16 protein-coding genes and 1 rRNA gene are annotated in these 14735 nt (G+C 59.6%); 8 read left to right on the top strand and 9 right to left on the bottom strand.

Going from position 1 to position 14735, the window contains the following annotated elements; genetic code table 11:
• Positions 1–4: 4 nt before the first annotated feature.
• The 4 genes from frr to rpsB form a co-directional block, all read right to left on the bottom strand.
• Entirely contained in the window at positions 5–562 is a 558-nt protein-coding gene (gene frr / locus K6T12_RS03460; protein ID WP_222219529.1) for a ribosome recycling factor, read from the bottom strand.
• Positions 552–1310 carry a UMP kinase gene (pyrH, locus tag K6T12_RS03455; RefSeq protein WP_222219527.1) on the bottom strand — a complete coding sequence of 253 codons (759 nt, stop codon included), beginning with the start codon at positions 1308–1310 and terminating at the stop codon, positions 552–554. Before pyrH ends, frr begins: the two co-directional genes overlap by 11 nt.
• Positions 1311–1405: 95 nt before the next feature.
• Complete coding sequence (gene tsf / locus K6T12_RS03450; protein WP_222219525.1) at positions 1406–2263, bottom strand: translation elongation factor Ts; 858 nt, start codon at positions 2261–2263, stop codon at positions 1406–1408.
• Positions 2264–2376: 113 nt separating this feature from the next.
• Entirely contained in the window at positions 2377–3117 is a 741-nt protein-coding gene (gene rpsB, locus K6T12_RS03445) for a 30S ribosomal protein S2 (protein WP_222219523.1), read from the bottom strand.
• A 249-nt stretch (positions 3118–3366) separates the two neighbouring features.
• Here rpsB and map point away from each other — a divergent pair, with 249 nt between their 5' ends.
• From map to K6T12_RS03430, 3 genes are read left to right on the top strand one after another with little or no spacing between them, the layout of a single operon-like run.
• The gene (gene map / locus K6T12_RS03440) at positions 3367–4137 is read left to right on the top strand and encodes a type I methionyl aminopeptidase (RefSeq protein WP_222219521.1); all 771 of its coding nucleotides are present in this window, start codon (positions 3367–3369) and stop codon (positions 4135–4137) included.
• A 26-nt stretch (positions 4138–4163) separates the two neighbouring features.
• On the top strand, positions 4164–6863 hold the full coding sequence (locus tag K6T12_RS03435) for a [protein-PII] uridylyltransferase (protein ID WP_222219519.1): 2700 nt from the start codon (positions 4164–4166) through the stop codon (positions 6861–6863).
• Positions 6864–6873: 10 nt separating this feature from the next.
• Entirely contained in the window at positions 6874–7179 is a 306-nt protein-coding gene (locus tag K6T12_RS03430; protein ID WP_222219517.1) for a DUF1244 domain-containing protein, read from the top strand.
• On the opposite strand, the gene K6T12_RS03425 is transcribed toward K6T12_RS03430, so the two are convergent.
• Together K6T12_RS03425 and K6T12_RS03420 are read right to left on the bottom strand one after the other, a co-directional pair.
• The gene (locus K6T12_RS03425) at positions 7145–7669 is read right to left on the bottom strand and encodes an LPP20 family lipoprotein (RefSeq protein ID WP_255611516.1); all 525 of its coding nucleotides are present in this window, start codon (positions 7667–7669) and stop codon (positions 7145–7147) included. The genes K6T12_RS03430 and K6T12_RS03425 overlap by 35 nt on opposite strands.
• Positions 7670–7681: 12 nt before the next feature.
• Complete coding sequence (locus tag K6T12_RS03420) at positions 7682–8350, bottom strand: FlgO family outer membrane protein (RefSeq protein ID WP_222219514.1); 669 nt, start codon at positions 8348–8350, stop codon at positions 7682–7684.
• Positions 8351–8474: 124 nt separating this feature from the next.
• On the opposite strand from K6T12_RS03420, the gene K6T12_RS03415 reads away from it, so the two are divergent.
• Both K6T12_RS03415 and K6T12_RS03410 read left to right on the top strand, forming a co-directional pair.
• Positions 8475–9704: a flagellar assembly protein T N-terminal domain-containing protein gene (locus K6T12_RS03415; protein ID WP_222219512.1), complete on the top strand. Its 1230-nt coding sequence runs from the start codon at positions 8475–8477 to the stop codon at positions 9702–9704.
• A 70-nt stretch (positions 9705–9774) separates the two neighbouring features.
• Complete coding sequence (locus K6T12_RS03410; protein WP_222219510.1) at positions 9775–9957, top strand: cell division protein ZapB; 183 nt, start codon at positions 9775–9777, stop codon at positions 9955–9957.
• 30 nt (positions 9958–9987) lie between these two features.
• On the opposite strand, the gene K6T12_RS03405 is transcribed toward K6T12_RS03410, so the two are convergent.
• A complete protein-coding gene (locus K6T12_RS03405) occupies positions 9988–10644 on the bottom strand; it encodes an OmpA family protein (protein ID WP_222219508.1) in 657 nt (218 codons plus the stop codon).
• A 196-nt stretch (positions 10645–10840) separates the two neighbouring features.
• On the opposite strand from K6T12_RS03405, the gene K6T12_RS03400 reads away from it, so the two are divergent.
• Genes K6T12_RS03400 through K6T12_RS03390 form a run of 3 tightly spaced genes read left to right on the top strand, consistent with a single transcriptional unit; the run spans position 10841 to position 13619 of the window.
• Positions 10841–12751: a beta-ketoacyl synthase gene (locus K6T12_RS03400; protein WP_222219506.1), complete on the top strand. Its 1911-nt coding sequence runs from the start codon at positions 10841–10843 to the stop codon at positions 12749–12751.
• Between the two features lie 32 nt (positions 12752–12783).
• Complete coding sequence (locus K6T12_RS03395; RefSeq protein WP_222219504.1) at positions 12784–13167, top strand: hypothetical protein; 384 nt, start codon at positions 12784–12786, stop codon at positions 13165–13167.
• Between the two features lie 38 nt (positions 13168–13205).
• A complete protein-coding gene (locus tag K6T12_RS03390) occupies positions 13206–13619 on the top strand; it encodes a hypothetical protein (protein ID WP_222219502.1) in 414 nt (137 codons plus the stop codon).
• 1 nt (position 13620) lies between these two features.
• Here K6T12_RS03390 and K6T12_RS03385 read toward each other — a convergent pair whose 3' ends face one another.
• Positions 13621–14388, bottom strand: coding sequence for a TatD family hydrolase (locus K6T12_RS03385; protein ID WP_222219500.1), 768 nt, complete (start codon positions 14386–14388; stop codon positions 13621–13623).
• A gap of 231 nt (positions 14389–14619) precedes the next feature.
• A 5S ribosomal RNA gene (gene rrf, locus K6T12_RS03380) occupies positions 14620–14735 on the bottom strand.

Below are 14735 nucleotides of genomic sequence, written 5' to 3'. Positions count from 1 at the left end.
AGCCTTAGATTTCCATCAGATCTTTTTCTTTATGCTCCAACAGGCTGTCGACTTCAGCGACATACTTGTCGGTCAGCTTCTGGATCTGATCTTCACCGCGACGCTGCTCGTCCTCGGTGATCTCCTTCTCTTTCAGGAGTTCCTTGATATCGCCGTTGGCATCACGGCGGATATTGCGGATGGCCACCTTGCCATTTTCCGCTTCCTGACGCGCTTGACGGATGTAGCCCTTACGGGTCTCCTCGGTCAGTGCCGGCATCGGCACACGGATCACCTCGCCCGCAGTGGCCGGGTTCAGCCCCAGGTCGGACTTCATGATCGCTTTTTCGATCGGGCCGACCATCTGCTTTTCCCACGGAGAGATGCTCAGAGTACGGGCGTCCTCGACCGATACGTTGGCCACCTGGGTGATCGGCACATCGGAACCGTAGTAAGGCACCAGCACGCCATCCAGAATGCTCGGGTGGGCGCGGCCAGTACGGATCTTTTTCAAGTTATCAACCAGCGCCTCGACACTTTTCTTCATGCGCGCGTCGGCGTCTTGGGTAATTTCATTCAGCATTGCTCTCTCCTGCTGCTTTACCGCAATCAATCAGCGTTCCCTCGTCACCGCCCACCACCAGATTTACCAGCGCACCCGGCTTGTTCATATTGAACACGCGCACCGGCATATCGTGATCACGGGTCAGACAGATCGCCGTCAAATCCATTACGCCCAGCTGTCGCTCCAGCACCTCATCGAAGGTCAGATGACGGTACAGCGTCGCAGTCGGGTCTTTCATCGGGTCGGAGGTGTAAACACCGTCCACCTTGGTCGCCTTCAGCACCACATCCGCTTCCACCTCGATACCGCGCAGACAGGCAGCAGAGTCGGTGGTAAAGAACGGATTACCGGTACCGGCCGAGAAGATTACCACATCCCCCTGGCTCAGGGCTCGCATCGCATGGCGACGGTCATAGTGATCCACCACACCGCTCATCGGAATCGCCGACATCACCCGGGTTCCGATATTACTGCGCTCCAGCGCATCACGCATCGCCAAGGCATTCATCACCGTGGCCAGCATCCCCATGTGGTCGCCGGTCACCCGATCCATACCGGCTGCGCTGAGCGCCGCGCCACGGAACAGGTTACCACCACCAATCACCATCCCTACCTGGACACCGATCCCCACCAACTGACCAATTTCCAGCGCCATGCGATTGAGCACTTTCGGATCTATCCCGAAATTCTCATCGCCCATCAGGGCCTCACCGGAAAGTTTCAGCAGAATGCGTTTATATCGGGAATGTTTTTCGCTGGCAGGCATGCACGGTTCTCCGCTGGGAATGAGAGTACAAGAGTGTAGCAGGATAGGAAACGGTTACGCACGCCGAGCGCGCGTAACCGCCGGGTACAGACGAATCAGCCTTTCAGCTGAGCAGCCACTTCCGCTGCGAAATCGACCTGTTCCACTTCGATACCTTCGCCTACTTCGATGCGCACGAAGGATTTAACAACAGCACCCGCCTCTTTAGCGTACTGACCCACTTTCAGATCCGGGTTCTTGACGAACGGCTGCTCGACCAGGCTGTTTTCAGCCAGGAATTTGTTGATACGACCAACAACCATCTTCTCAGCGATGTCTGCCGGCTTACTAGCCATGTCCGGCTGCGCCAGGATGATCTCTTTCTCCTTGGCAACCACGTCTTCCGGCATATCTTCCTTGCTAACCACCTGCGGGTTCACAGCGGTTACGTGCATGGCGATGTCTTTGGCTGTCTCAGCGTTGCCGCCTTCCAGCTCGACGATTGCAGCAATCTTGGCATTGCTGTGCACGTACGCATCAACCACACCACCTTCAACCAGGACCAGGCGGCGTACAGTGATGTTTTCACCGATCTTCTGAACCAGCGCTTCACGGGCAGATTCCAGCTCGCCGGCCATCAGGGCAGCCACATCGGTAGCCTTGCTTTCGAACGCTTTTACCGCGACGGAATCAACAAACGCCAGGAAGCCTTCGTCACGGGCAACAAAGTCAGTCTCGGAGTTCACTTCCACAGCCACGGCGTAGCTATTGTCAGCAGCAACTTTAACGGCGACAACGCCGTCGGCAGCGGTACGGCTGGCTTTCTTGGCAGCTTTCATACCGGACGCTTTACGCAGCTCTTCGATTGCCGCTTCGATGTCACCGCCGGCTTCTGTCAGAGCTTTTTTACACTCCATCATGCCCAGGCCAGTGCGGTCGCGCAGTTCTTTTACGTCCTTAGCAGAGAATGCCATGTCGGATACCTCTAAATAGATTCAAGCGTTAGTCTGTAAATTCAAAAAAGGGGAGCGTTCGGCTCCCCTTCAAATCAGCCTGAAGAGACTAATAGACTCAGTTGACAGACCGATTACTCGGCAGCCGCGTCCTGCTCTTCAACTTCGACGAATTCGTTCTTGTCGCCACCAGCAACGCTAGCACCTTCAACGCAAGCGTCGGCAGCACCTTTAACGTAGATCTGGATAGCGCGCAGCGCGTCGTCGTTACCCGGGATCACGTAATCGATGCCGTCCGGGTTGCTGTTGGTATCGACAACGCCGATTACCGGGATGCCCAGCTTGTTCGCTTCGTTGACAGCGATACGCTCGTGATCAACGTCGATAACGAACAGAGCGTCCGGCAGACCACCCATTTCCTTGATACCGCCGATGGAGCGTTCCAGCTTCTCCATCTCGCGCTGACGCATCAGGGCTTCTTTCTTGGTCAGTTTCTCGAAAGTACCGTCCTGGCTCTGGGATTCCAGGTCGCGCAGACGACGGATAGACTGACGGATGGTCTTGTAGTTGGTCAGCATACCACCCAGCCAACGGTGGTTGACGTACGGCATAGCTGCACGGCTCGCTTCTTCTTTAACGATTTTGGCGGCAGCGCGCTTGGTACCAACGAACAGTACTTTGTTCTTGTTGGCAGCCATACCCTGGATAACGTCCAGTGCGCCATTCAGCGCCGGCAGAGTGTGTTCCAGGTTGATGATATGAATCTTGTTACGGGCGCCGAAGATGTACTTGGACATTTTCGGGTTCCAGTAGCGAGTCTGGTGACCGAAGTGAACGCCTGCTTTCAGCAGGTCACGCATGCTAATTTTAGCCATTGTATTGCCTTATGATTGGGTTAATGCCTCCATACGCCCCACCAACCAAACCGCAAGCGGCACCCTGGCCGGCGTGTCGACGTATGTGTGTTTTTTGCGCACAGCGCAATTTTGGAGCGCGAATTTATACCACAAGCCGGATGCGGATTAAAGCGCCGCTTTGGCTTGGCGCGCCCCGGTTGCTACAATCGCCCTCAGAGCGACGCCCTGCATCCGGCAGCGGCTCCCAACTGATTAGTTAAGGACATCATGAGCATTACCATTAAAACTCCTGCCGAAATCGAAAAGATGCGGGTGGCCGGCCGATTGGCGGCCGAAGTCCTGGAGATGATCGAGCCGCACGTCAAGCCGGGCGTTACCACCAACGAACTGGACCGCATCTGCCACGACTACATCGTCAACGAGCAACAGGCGATTCCGGCACCGCTCAACTATCACGGCTTCCCGAAGTCGATCTGCACCTCGATCAACCAGGTGGTCTGCCACGGCATCCCGAACGACAAACCGCTGAAGAGCGGCGATATCATCAATATCGACATCACTGTCATTAAAGACGGATATCACGGCGATACCAGCAAGATGTTCTTCGTCGGCAAGGAGCTGCCGCACGCCCGCCGCCTGGTAGACGTCACCCTGGAATGCCTGTACAAGGGTATCGAACTGGTCAAACCGGGCGCCCGGCTGGGTGATATCGGCCACGTAATCCAGCAACACGCCGAAGGCAACCACTACACGGTGGTGCGGGAATACTGCGGGCACGGCATCGGCAAGGAGTTCCACGAGGAACCCCAGGTGGTGCATTACGGCAAGCCGGGCACCGGCGTCGAGCTGCAAGAAGGCATGTGCTTTACCATCGAACCGATGATCAACGCCGGCAAACGCCACGTGAAGCTATCCAAGAAGGATGGCTGGACTGTCGAAACCGTTGACCGACGGCTGTCCGCCCAGTGGGAGCACACCATCCTGGTGACCGCCGACGGCTACGAAGTCTTGACCAAGCGATCCGAAGAATCGTTCTAACAGGGGCTATCCCTAAGCAGGCGGCCATGTCGATACCACACCTGATCCCGGACAACGATCTGCTGGACCCGGTCCAGCTGCAGCGTGAACTGGCCGACAGCAAACGACCGCTGCCGGTATTGAAGCAGGCGCTGAAGCTGGCCCAGCAACGGATGGACGAGCGCTTCCGCGCCGGCCAGGATATCCGCAAACTGATCTACGGTCGCGCCTGGGTGGTCGATCAGGTATTGGCCGCCAGCTGGGGGCTGTTCAACTGGCCCGCCGCACGCCATATCGCGCTGATCGCCGTGGGCGGCTACGGCCGCGGCGAGTTGCACCCCAAATCGGACGTCGACATCCTGATCCTGCTAGATGGGGTGACGGCGGAAGATCACCAGGAGGCGATCAGCGGCTTCCTGACCCTGCTGTGGGATCTGAACCTGGATATCGGCTCCAGCGTACGCACCATCGAGGAGTGCTACCAGGAGGCCCGCAACGACATCACCATCGCCACCAACCTGATCGAGTCGCGCACCCTGGTAGGCAACAGCGCACTGCAGGAGCAGATGTACCAGCGGGTCACCTCCGACGACGCCTGGAGCGACAAGGAGTTCTTCCTGGCCAAGTTGCAGGAGCAGCGCGAACGCCATGAGAAGACCAACAACACCGAGTACAACCTGGAACCCAACGTCAAGAACTCGCCGGGCGGCCTGCGCGACCTGCAGACCGTCGGCTGGGTGGCCAAGCGCCATTTCGGTGCCACTTTCATCCGTAACCTGGTCGACCACGGCTTCCTGACCGAATCTGAACTGGACACTCTGAACAAGGGCGAACGCTATCTCTGGAGCGTACGTTACGCGCTGCACATGTTGTGCGGACGGCGCGAAGACCGCTTGCTGTTCGACCACCAGCGCAGCCTGGCGGAGTTCTTCGGCTACGAGGACCAGGAGGGCGCGCTGGCGGTCGAGCAGTTCATGAGCAAGTACTACCGGGTCGCCAAGGCGATGGCGGAGTTCAACGACCTGCTGCTGCAATATTTCGACGAGGCGATCCTGCGGGTTGACGAAGAACCGGTGATCAAACCGCTCAACAAGCGCTTCCAGATCCACAACGATTACCTGGAAGTCACCTACGACAAGGTGTTCGAACACAACCCGTTCGCCCTGATGGAACTATTCGTTCTGCTGGCCGCCCACTCGGAAGTGAAAGGGGTTCGCGCATCCAGCATCCGGCTGATTCGCGATCATCGTTACCTGATCGACGACGAATTCCGCAGCGATATACGCAACACCTCGCTGTTCATGGAACTGCTGCGCTCACCGGACCGGGTCTCCACCGAGCTGAAACGGATGAACCGCTACGGCATTCTCGGCCGCTACCTGCCGGAGTTCGGCCGCATCGTCGGCCAGATGCAGCATGACCTGTTTCACATCTTCACCGTGGATGCGCACACCCTGAAAGTGATCCAGAAGATGCGCCAGTTCCGCCACCGGGATTTCCGCGAGCAGTTCCCGATCGCCCACCGTATCGTCAACCAGCTGCCGAAGATCGAGCTGCTGTACATCGCCGGCCTCTATCACGACGTAGCCAAAGGCCGCGGTGGCGACCATTCGGAACTCGGGGCTGAAGACGCACTGGCGTTCTGCGAGCGCCACCATCTTGGCCGATGGGACGCCCAACTGGTGGCCTGGCTGGTGAAAAACCACCTGCTGATGTCGATGACCGCCCAGCGCAAGGATATCTCCGACCCCGAGGTGATCCACCACTTCGCCATGCAGGTGCATGACCTGGTCCACCTCGACTATCTGTACACGCTGACCGTGGCCGATATCAACGCCACCAACCACAGCCTGTGGAACAGCTGGCGCGCCTCGCTGCTGCGTCAGCTATATACCGAGACCAAGCGGGCGTTGCGTCGCGGATTGGAAAATCCGATCAACAAGGAAGACCGGATCGAGCAGATCCAGTACGAAGCCATGGCCACGCTGCTGCGCCACGGCTTGCGTGAAAGTGCCATTCTGGAACTCTGGAGCACCCTGGGCGACGACTACTTCCTGCGTGAAACCGCGCAGAGCATCGCCTGGCACACCGGCGCCATCCTCGAGCACACCCCGTCGGACGACAAACCACTGGTGTTGATCCGCCAGACGTCGCACAGGCTCTACGAAGGCGCCACCGAAATTTTCATCTACAGCCGCGACCTGCCCAACCTGTTCGCTGCCACGGTGGCCACCCTCGACCAGCTCAACCTGAACATCCAGGACGCCCGTATCATCTTCGCCGACGACGGCCATACTCTGAACACCTACACGGTGCTGACCGAGGACAACCAGCCGCTGTCGGAAAATCCCGAGCAGTTGGCCGAGATCGAACAACGCCTGGTCGAGGAGCTGGACAATCCGGAAGACTATCCGGAGATCATCCAGCGCCGGGTACCGCGCCAGCTGAAACTGTTCGCCACCCCGACCACCGTACGGCTGAGCAACGACCCCTCCAGCCACATGACGGTGCTGGAGGTACAGACCCCGGACCGCCCCGGCCTGCTGGCCCGGATCGGCCGGATCTTCGTCAATCACAATATCAGCGTACGTACCGCCAAGATATCCAGCGTCGGCGAACGGGTGGAGGATTTCTTCTTCATCACCGACGCCGATGGCCAGCCGATCTCCGATCCCGAGCTGTGCCACCGGCTGCAGGACGATCTCTGCAACCAGCTGGACGAGCGGATACTGCTGGAGCTGCTATAAAGGCCTACCGATGGATAAACAAACCCAAACCGAGATCGAAGCGGCGGTGTTCCGCCGCCTGCTGGAACACCTGGACAGCCGCAAGGATGTGCAGAATATCGAGCTGATGAACCTGGCCGGCTTCTGCCGCAACTGCCTGTCGAAGTGGTATGTAGCCGCGGCGCAGGAGCGCGGCGTTGAAGTGGACTATGAGGCGGCCCGGGAACGGGTCTACGGCGAACCCTATGCCGCCTGGAAAGAGAAGCACCAGGCCGAGGCCAGCGCCGAACAGCTGGCCCGGTTCAATGAAACTCAGTCGAAGAGTCCGAAGGGCTGACCCCGACCGTCGCCCCTTCGGGGGCGGTTTCAACCCAGGCGCGCTGCACCTGGTTCAGATCGATCTCCAGAGTAGTGGCGTAGACGTCATCCTGCACCGGGAACACCTTGACCACCCGCGCGCCGCGCACAATGCCGGCCACCGCGGTCTTGAACTGATCACTCTGCACCACCATATCCTTTACCTGGGTGGTACCGAACAGGTACTGACCATGCACGATCGCCGCCAGCTCCTGATAGGCGCGCAACTTTGACGCCCGCATCGCCATGATCATCTTGTGCTGCGGCGTCTGGCCCGGCTGCAGGCTGATCGGCGCATAGCCGGTCGCCTGCACCCAGTTGGATTCCAGCACCTGATCATTGGGCGACATCTGCTCCGCCGGCGCGGGCAGCGACGAGGCGACCTCCTTCATCGACTCGGTCATGGTCTCGCAACCGCCGAGCAACCCCGTCAGGCCGACCAGCGCCAAAGCGCGTACTGCAGTTTTCATCGCTTTCACCTGTTAATGTCCCGTCGGCCCATCGCTGTTTTCCACGATCATCCCGCGGCGCTGGGCGGTCAGCGGGTCGTAGCCGGGCAACGCGCCCTCCAGCCGATCGTTGGCTATATGGGTCTGGCCGGTCGCCAGTACCTGCCGGGTGGTGGTATCCAGCACCCGTGCGTTGACCACGATGCCATCCGGATAGCGGACATAGGTACCGGTCAATACGAAATAGATCCGAAAACGGTTGCGCAGGCCCGACAGCTGCTGGGCGTCCAATGCCGGCTTGGCAGTGGTGATCATGCTGACCGCCCGGTAATCGACCAGGTTGTAGCCGCGCTGCTGCAACTGGAAGATGAACGCTTCGCTGATCCGCTCACCGAACCGGTTATCGGAGGCCACCGCCGGCCGCTCGACGAACGGTAGAATCGCCATCGGCATCCGTTTGACCCGATTCTCGTGCAGTCCCAGCATCAGCTGTTCGCCCATCTGCCGCACCGCCTGGCTGACCGGGTCCAGCGTCGGGGAGCCATCCGGCAGGCCGATAACCTCGCCAATCACCGGCTCGGGCGGCTCAACCGGCTCGGTTACCGGCGCAACAGGCTCAGGCTCTGCCGGGCTCAGCAGCCCCCGCTCAACGCCGCAACCGACCAACAGCAGGCCCAGTAGCGGTAACAGTATCAATCTCATTCAAGGCTCTCCGATTAACCGGCCCCAATCTACCACAAAAGCCAGGCCCAGTAAGACCGCAGGCGTTGCAACCAGTGGTTAATTTGCATACTGTTGCCAGTTTCAAACCTGCGGAAACCCGTTCATGCTACGCGCCCTGCTCCCTTTGTTCATCTGCCTGTTCGGCCTGCTCACCGCACAACTGGCGCAGGCGGTTTCGGTGGTCGCCGAAGGCCGCGCACTGATTTTCAACAACGACCTGGTCGCGGCCCGCGAAGCCGCCATCCAGGACGCCGCCCAGCAGGCGGCGATGCAGGGTGCGGTCTATGTCAGCAGCAACCAGCAGGTACGCGACGGAATTCTCGAAATCGACGACATGCGGATCGCCACCCTCGGCAAGGTCAGCAATATAGAGATCCTCGACAAGAAGGTAGAGGGCCGCCAGTTCATCGTCCGTATCCGTGCCGAGGTGATCACCGACCAGGGTTGCAGCAACGGCAATGGCAATGGCAATGGCAATAGCTATCGAAAATCGGTGGCAGTCGCCGCCTTCCCGCTGCAGACCCCGGCCCAGGCCAGCCTGGGCGCGCTGCACGATATCGAAAGCGGCCTGGCCGAACAGCTCTACCGTCGCCTGAACGACGCCGACTTCCTGCAGGCATTGAACGCCGGCCACCTGAACCTACACCCGGACCTGCAGATCGCCTCCAGCCGTCAACTCAGCGACGGCGTGCTGACCACCGTGGTCGCCAACAGCCAGAATCTGGATGTTCAGTACATCGTTTCCGGGGTGATCCGCGACCTGTCGATGCAGAACCCGGACACCGTCAACGAGCAGAATTTCTTCATCGACCTGTATAACCGGCTGGACTACAAGAGCAAGAAACACCTGCGGGTGTTTGCGCTGGACCTGTTCATCCATGAAGGCTTCTCCGGCGCCCTGCTGTGGCAAAAACGCTACCAGACCGCCGGGCTCTGGCATTATGAGCCGGAGCGACGTACCGGCTTCAATACCGCCGCCTTCGCCAAGACCAATTATGGCCACGCGGTCGGCAAGCTGCTTGGCGAGATCGACCGGGAGCTAACCGACCAACTACGCTGCCGCCCCTTCTCGGCCCGGATCACCCGTACCGAGGACAAGCGGGTCTGGATCAATGCTGGCGAACTGGACGGCCTCCATGTCGGCGACCGGCTGACCGTTTACCGCCGCTCCACCGCCTATACCGCCAATGGTCTGCAGTCAGTCAGCCAGCTCAGCAACAGCCGCGTGACAGTTACCATCGAAGAGCTGCAACCGACCTTTGCGGTGGGCCGGTTAAGTGCCGATTCAGGCAGCATGAACATTCGCCCCGACGATATCGTAAAGTCCTGGTAAGCCGCTTGCAGCGTGGCCGCGCTGCCCTATAATCACGCCCTTTGACGAATACAGGGTATCGGAACGAGCTATGCAAAACGAACTGTTGGAACAACTGGAAAGCAAGATTGGCCAGCTGCTGGACGAAGTGGAGCTGCTGCGCATGGAAGTCAGCGAACTGAGGGAAGAGAAGGCCTCGCTGGAACAGCAGCAGACCCAGTCGGTCAGCCGACTGCAAGGCCTGCTGGCTCGCTTTGAGCAGAGCGAAGGCTAAACGCCTTCGCTTTCCGCCGGGTCAGGTCCTTCAGATCTGACCCCGGATATTGATCTCCACCCGGCGGTTAGCCGCCCGGCCCGCAGCAGAGCCGTTATCGGCGATTGGGTAACGCTCACCGAAGCCGTGCGAGCTGATCCGCGTTGCCAGCAAACCCTGTCCGACCAGATAGTCCGCCACGCTGTAGGCACGACGTTCCGACAGTTGCTGGTTGTACTCGAAAGAGCCACTGCTGTCGGTATATCCGGCCACATCGATCAGGCTGCGGTCATACTTGGTCAGCACTTTGACCACCGAGTCCAGCGTTGGATAGAACTGCGGCTGCAGCTGATCCGAATCCAGCTGGAAGGTGATGTTGCCCGGCATGATCAGCCGGATGGCATCTTCGCCTACCCGCTGCACCCGCACACCGGTAGCTTCCAGCTCTTGTCGCAGCTGGGCTTCCTGGTTATCCATGTAATGACCGATACCGCCGCCGACCGCACCGCCGACCAATGCGCCGGTCAACGCCCCGCGACCACGATCCTTCTTACTGGACACCGCCGCCCCCAGCACCGCCCCGGCCACCGCGCCGATACCGGTCCCGGTTGCCGTATTGCTGGTCTTGGACTCGCCGGTGTAGGGATCCATGGTCTGACAGCCGCTGGCCAGCAGGCCCAACATGATCACTGTGGTTAATTTCTTCATGGCATGAATTTCCTCTCATTTCCCGTCGGACAGACGAGTTCCTAATTAGAATTCAAGTCTAGTGAGCCAGCCGTTAACCGCAACTGAAGCCCCCGCAAGCGGCCAATTTGCGCTAGTCACTCCTGCCAACAACCGATAAAATGACAGGTCAGAAAGATAGCACCCCACGTAGTACACCCACCTCGAGGACCAGCCCTTGGCACAGCTACCCCTTATTGTTGGTTTTGGCGGTATCAACCCCGCCGGTCGCGCGTCGTTTCACCATGCCTACCGACGCCTGATCCTGGATCAACTGCCTACGGAGCTGCGCCAAGAAACCGTTGTCGGGCTGGCCACCCTGATGGGGCTGACCAGTTACCAAGACGGCCGCTATCGCAACAGCGAGGACGAGTGGGTGGGCGCCGACCAATTGGCCGCCGAGATCGAGCAACAGGTGCGCGACAACACCCTGATCCGCCATATCCACCCGGACTGGTTCGACGTCGAGCATGTGCCGTTCAACCGGCCGGCGCTGGCCGGCAACCCGGAGGGACCGATCCGTTTCCAGCTGCGCAAGCGGCAGATGCCCCAGCAAATTCCGGCCAACTGGCAGGTCTCTGAATCATCGCCCGGGCTGTTCGATATCTGCGTCGAGGGTAAGCTGGATGTGATCTTCCCGGACTCCAAGCCGGCGCTGGTCCAGTCCGCCGGCATGCTGCCGACCGGCTTCCAGCCTGGCAAGCTGTACCAGTCGCGCAACCATCCGCGCAACCTGCAGATGACCGTGTACGGCGCCTCCGATGCGCTCTATTCCAGCGGCATTCCATTCGCCGAGATCGCCGATCGGCTGCGTCCCGACCAAATTGCGGTCTACGCCAGCAACTCGATCGGTCAACTGGACGATTTCGGCTTCGGCGGCCTGCTCAAGTTCCCGGTGCTCGGTAAGCGCACCACCTCCAAGCAGATGCCGTTGGGCTATGCGCAGATGCCGGCCGATTTCATCAACGCCTACCTGCTCGGCAGCGTCGGCGCCACCGGTGGCGCGCTGGGGGCCTGCGCAACCTTCCTGTACAACCTGCGCAGCGGTGTCGAGGATATCCGTAGCGGGCGCCGCAAGGTGGTACTGGTTGGCGGCAGCGACGCACCGGTGGTACCGGAGATTATCGAAGGTTTCCGCGCCATGGGCGCGCTGGCCGAAGACAAGGATCTGCTGGCGCTGGATCAGCTCAGCAAATTGAGCGACGACGACTACCGCCGCGCCTGCCGGCCGTTCGGCAACAACTGCGGCTTCACGATGGGTGAATCCAGCCAGTTCGTACTACTGATGGCCGATGACCTGGCACTTGAGATGGGCGCCCAGGTCTTCGGCGCCGTACCCGAAGTGTTCGTCAATGCCGACGGCCACAAGAAATCGATCTCTGCGCCGGGCGTCGGCAACTACATCACCCTTGGCAAGGCGGCCTCGCTGGTCCAGCAGATGCTGGGCAACGAGTCACTGCGACAGCGCAGTTTCGTCCAGGCCCACGGTACCAGCACGCCGCAGAACCGTGTCACCGAGTCGCACGTAATCAACGAGATCGCCAAAGCCTTCGCGATCGAGCAGTGGCCGGTATCTGCCGTCAAAGCTTACCTGGGACACTCCCAGGGCACCGCCGCCGGCGACCAGCTGACCACCTCTCTCGGTATCTGGAGCCACGGCTACGTCCCGGGCTTGGTGACCACGCCGGCGATCGCCGAAGACGTGCACCAGTCCAACCTGCTGTTCCCGCTGCAGCACCTGGAGGTCGGCACTCAGGGTATCGACAGCGTACTGCTGAACTCCAAGGGCTTCGGTGGCAACAACGCCTCGGCACCGGTTTTGGCACCGCACATCACCCAGAAACTGCTGGCCCAGCGACACGGCCAGCAGGCGATGAACCGATTCCTCGATAAGCAGCAGCAGGTCAAGGAAGCGGCAGGGAGTTATGACCAGAGTGCGACTCGCGGCGAAGCCCGACCGATCTACCTGTACGACCACAATGTACTTAACGGCGAGGACCTGGCGATCAGTGCCGAGCAGATTCATTTCCCGGGCTATGCCAAGCCGGTCGACCTGAGCGTGGAGAATCCGTTCGACGACATGTGCTAAGCTCAAAACGTGTCATATGGATGGCCAAAACGATGAAGTTTACCGCACTGCTCGCTCTACTGCTGCTCGGCGGATGTGCCGCGTTGGGCGAACGCCAGCAGTACTTCACGGTCGACCTTGAAAAAGGTGAGCTTTGTCGTGGCACCAGCCTGTGTTACGACCTCAATCTGATCGTTCCATCCTTCAACGAACACCGCATCGCGGCAGCCTACGGCATCCACCCCGAGTCCTACGAATGGGACGCCCAACAGCTGGTTGAACTGCTGCTGCAGCCACCCAACCAGATGTACGAAGTTGAACAACTGGGCCCGAAGCACTACCGCATCCCGATCACCCCGGCCACAGAAAAGGCCTGGTATTACCTGCGCATTGAGCAGCACCAACTTTTTGAAAGCGGCAAACCGCGCATGCCGTGATAGACTTGCGGCTCTCGTAAGACAAGGATTGATTAACCATGAGAGCAGCAGCTTTGCCACTGATGCTGGTGCCGCTGACACTAGCCGGCTGTATGTCGTTGAACGACCTGAAGCCGGCGGACGACGGTAGCAGCCAGTACTACATCCTCGACACCGCCAGCCGAATGCTATGCAAAGGCACCAGTAATCGATGCCAGGACCTGGCCCCCATTAACACCGCCAACCACCTGTTGAAACCGATCGAAGAGGCCTATGGCCAGACGGTCGAAGGCCCGAATTTCAGCGTAAGCCTGATGAAGCTGGTGTTGCAGCCACCGGATAACGCCTATCCGGTCCAAGCGATCAGCGGTAAGCGCTATCATTATCGGCTGCCGATCAATGAGCAGACCCGCGTGGTCTGGGACACCTTGGGTGACATCTACGCCGATATCTATAACACCCCTGGCAAGTAACTCAGAGCCCTAGCAGGCAGCTGGCGGTGGCCGAGGTCACTGCCGCTACCTGCCGCAATTCGATACCGCGCAGGCTTGCGATCAGTTCGGCTACCTGCCGCACCCGGGCCGGTTCATTAGGCCTGTCCCGATAATCTGCCAAGGGCATGTCCGGTGCATCGGTTTCCAACACCAGCGCCTCCAGCGGCAATTCAGCCGCCAGCCGGCGCAGCTTGGTTGCCCGCGAGTAGCTGATAGCACCGCCAAAGCCCAACTTAAAGCCGAGTTTGAGATAGTGCTCCGCCTGCTGCCGGCTGCCAGAGAAAGCATGCACGATCCCTCCCCGCTGCAGCTTCAGGCGCCGCAGCCTGGCGAGCACTTGATCGTGGGCCTTACGAACATGCAGCAGCACCGGTAGCTCGAACCGCTCGGCCAGCGCCAGTTGAGCCTCGAACAACGCCAGCTGCTGTTCGAACTGCGGGTCGCTGATAAACAGGTCCAGACCGATCTCCCCCACCGCTACGACAGAATCACGATGGCCCGCCAGCATCTCTTCCAACTGCCGCAGATCGCTATCCTTATGTTCGGAGATAAAGCAGGGATGCAGCCCCAGTGCCGGGAAGAGGTCATCCGAACTCTCGGTCATCTTCAGCAGTTCAGCCCAACCTTTCGCGCTAACCCCTGGCACCACAATTTTTCCGACGCCCTGCCGCGCCGCCTCCGTAATCACCTCGGCCCGGCGCTCGGAAAAGACCGGAAAATTCAGATGGCAATGGGTGTCGATCAGCATCTTAGCTTCTGTGCCTGGAGGTTACCTGATGGTGGAGATATTTTGCGTAATATATGACTAAGCCTACCTCACGTAACCTGCTCTATCACCATCAACGGACGGCAACCGGGCATTACTAAGCAGTAAGTGGTTTAGTTACTGGGGGCAGGTCAGCAGGCCAGATCGGCTACGAACCCCGGCAGGACGAAAAAACCCCAGCCGCATGGCGACTGGGGTTCTTCGGGATTAGATGCTTGGCGATGACCTACTCTCACATGGGGAGACCCCACACTACCATCGGCGATGCCACGTTTCACTGCTGAGTTCGGGATGGGATCAGGTGGTTCCACGGCTCTATGGTCGCCAAG

The organism is Marinobacterium arenosum (assembly GCF_019795155.1).
Classification (GTDB): domain Bacteria; phylum Pseudomonadota; class Gammaproteobacteria; order Pseudomonadales; family Balneatricaceae; genus Marinobacterium_C; species Marinobacterium_C arenosum.
This window is presented reverse-complemented; position numbering and strand designations above follow the sequence as displayed.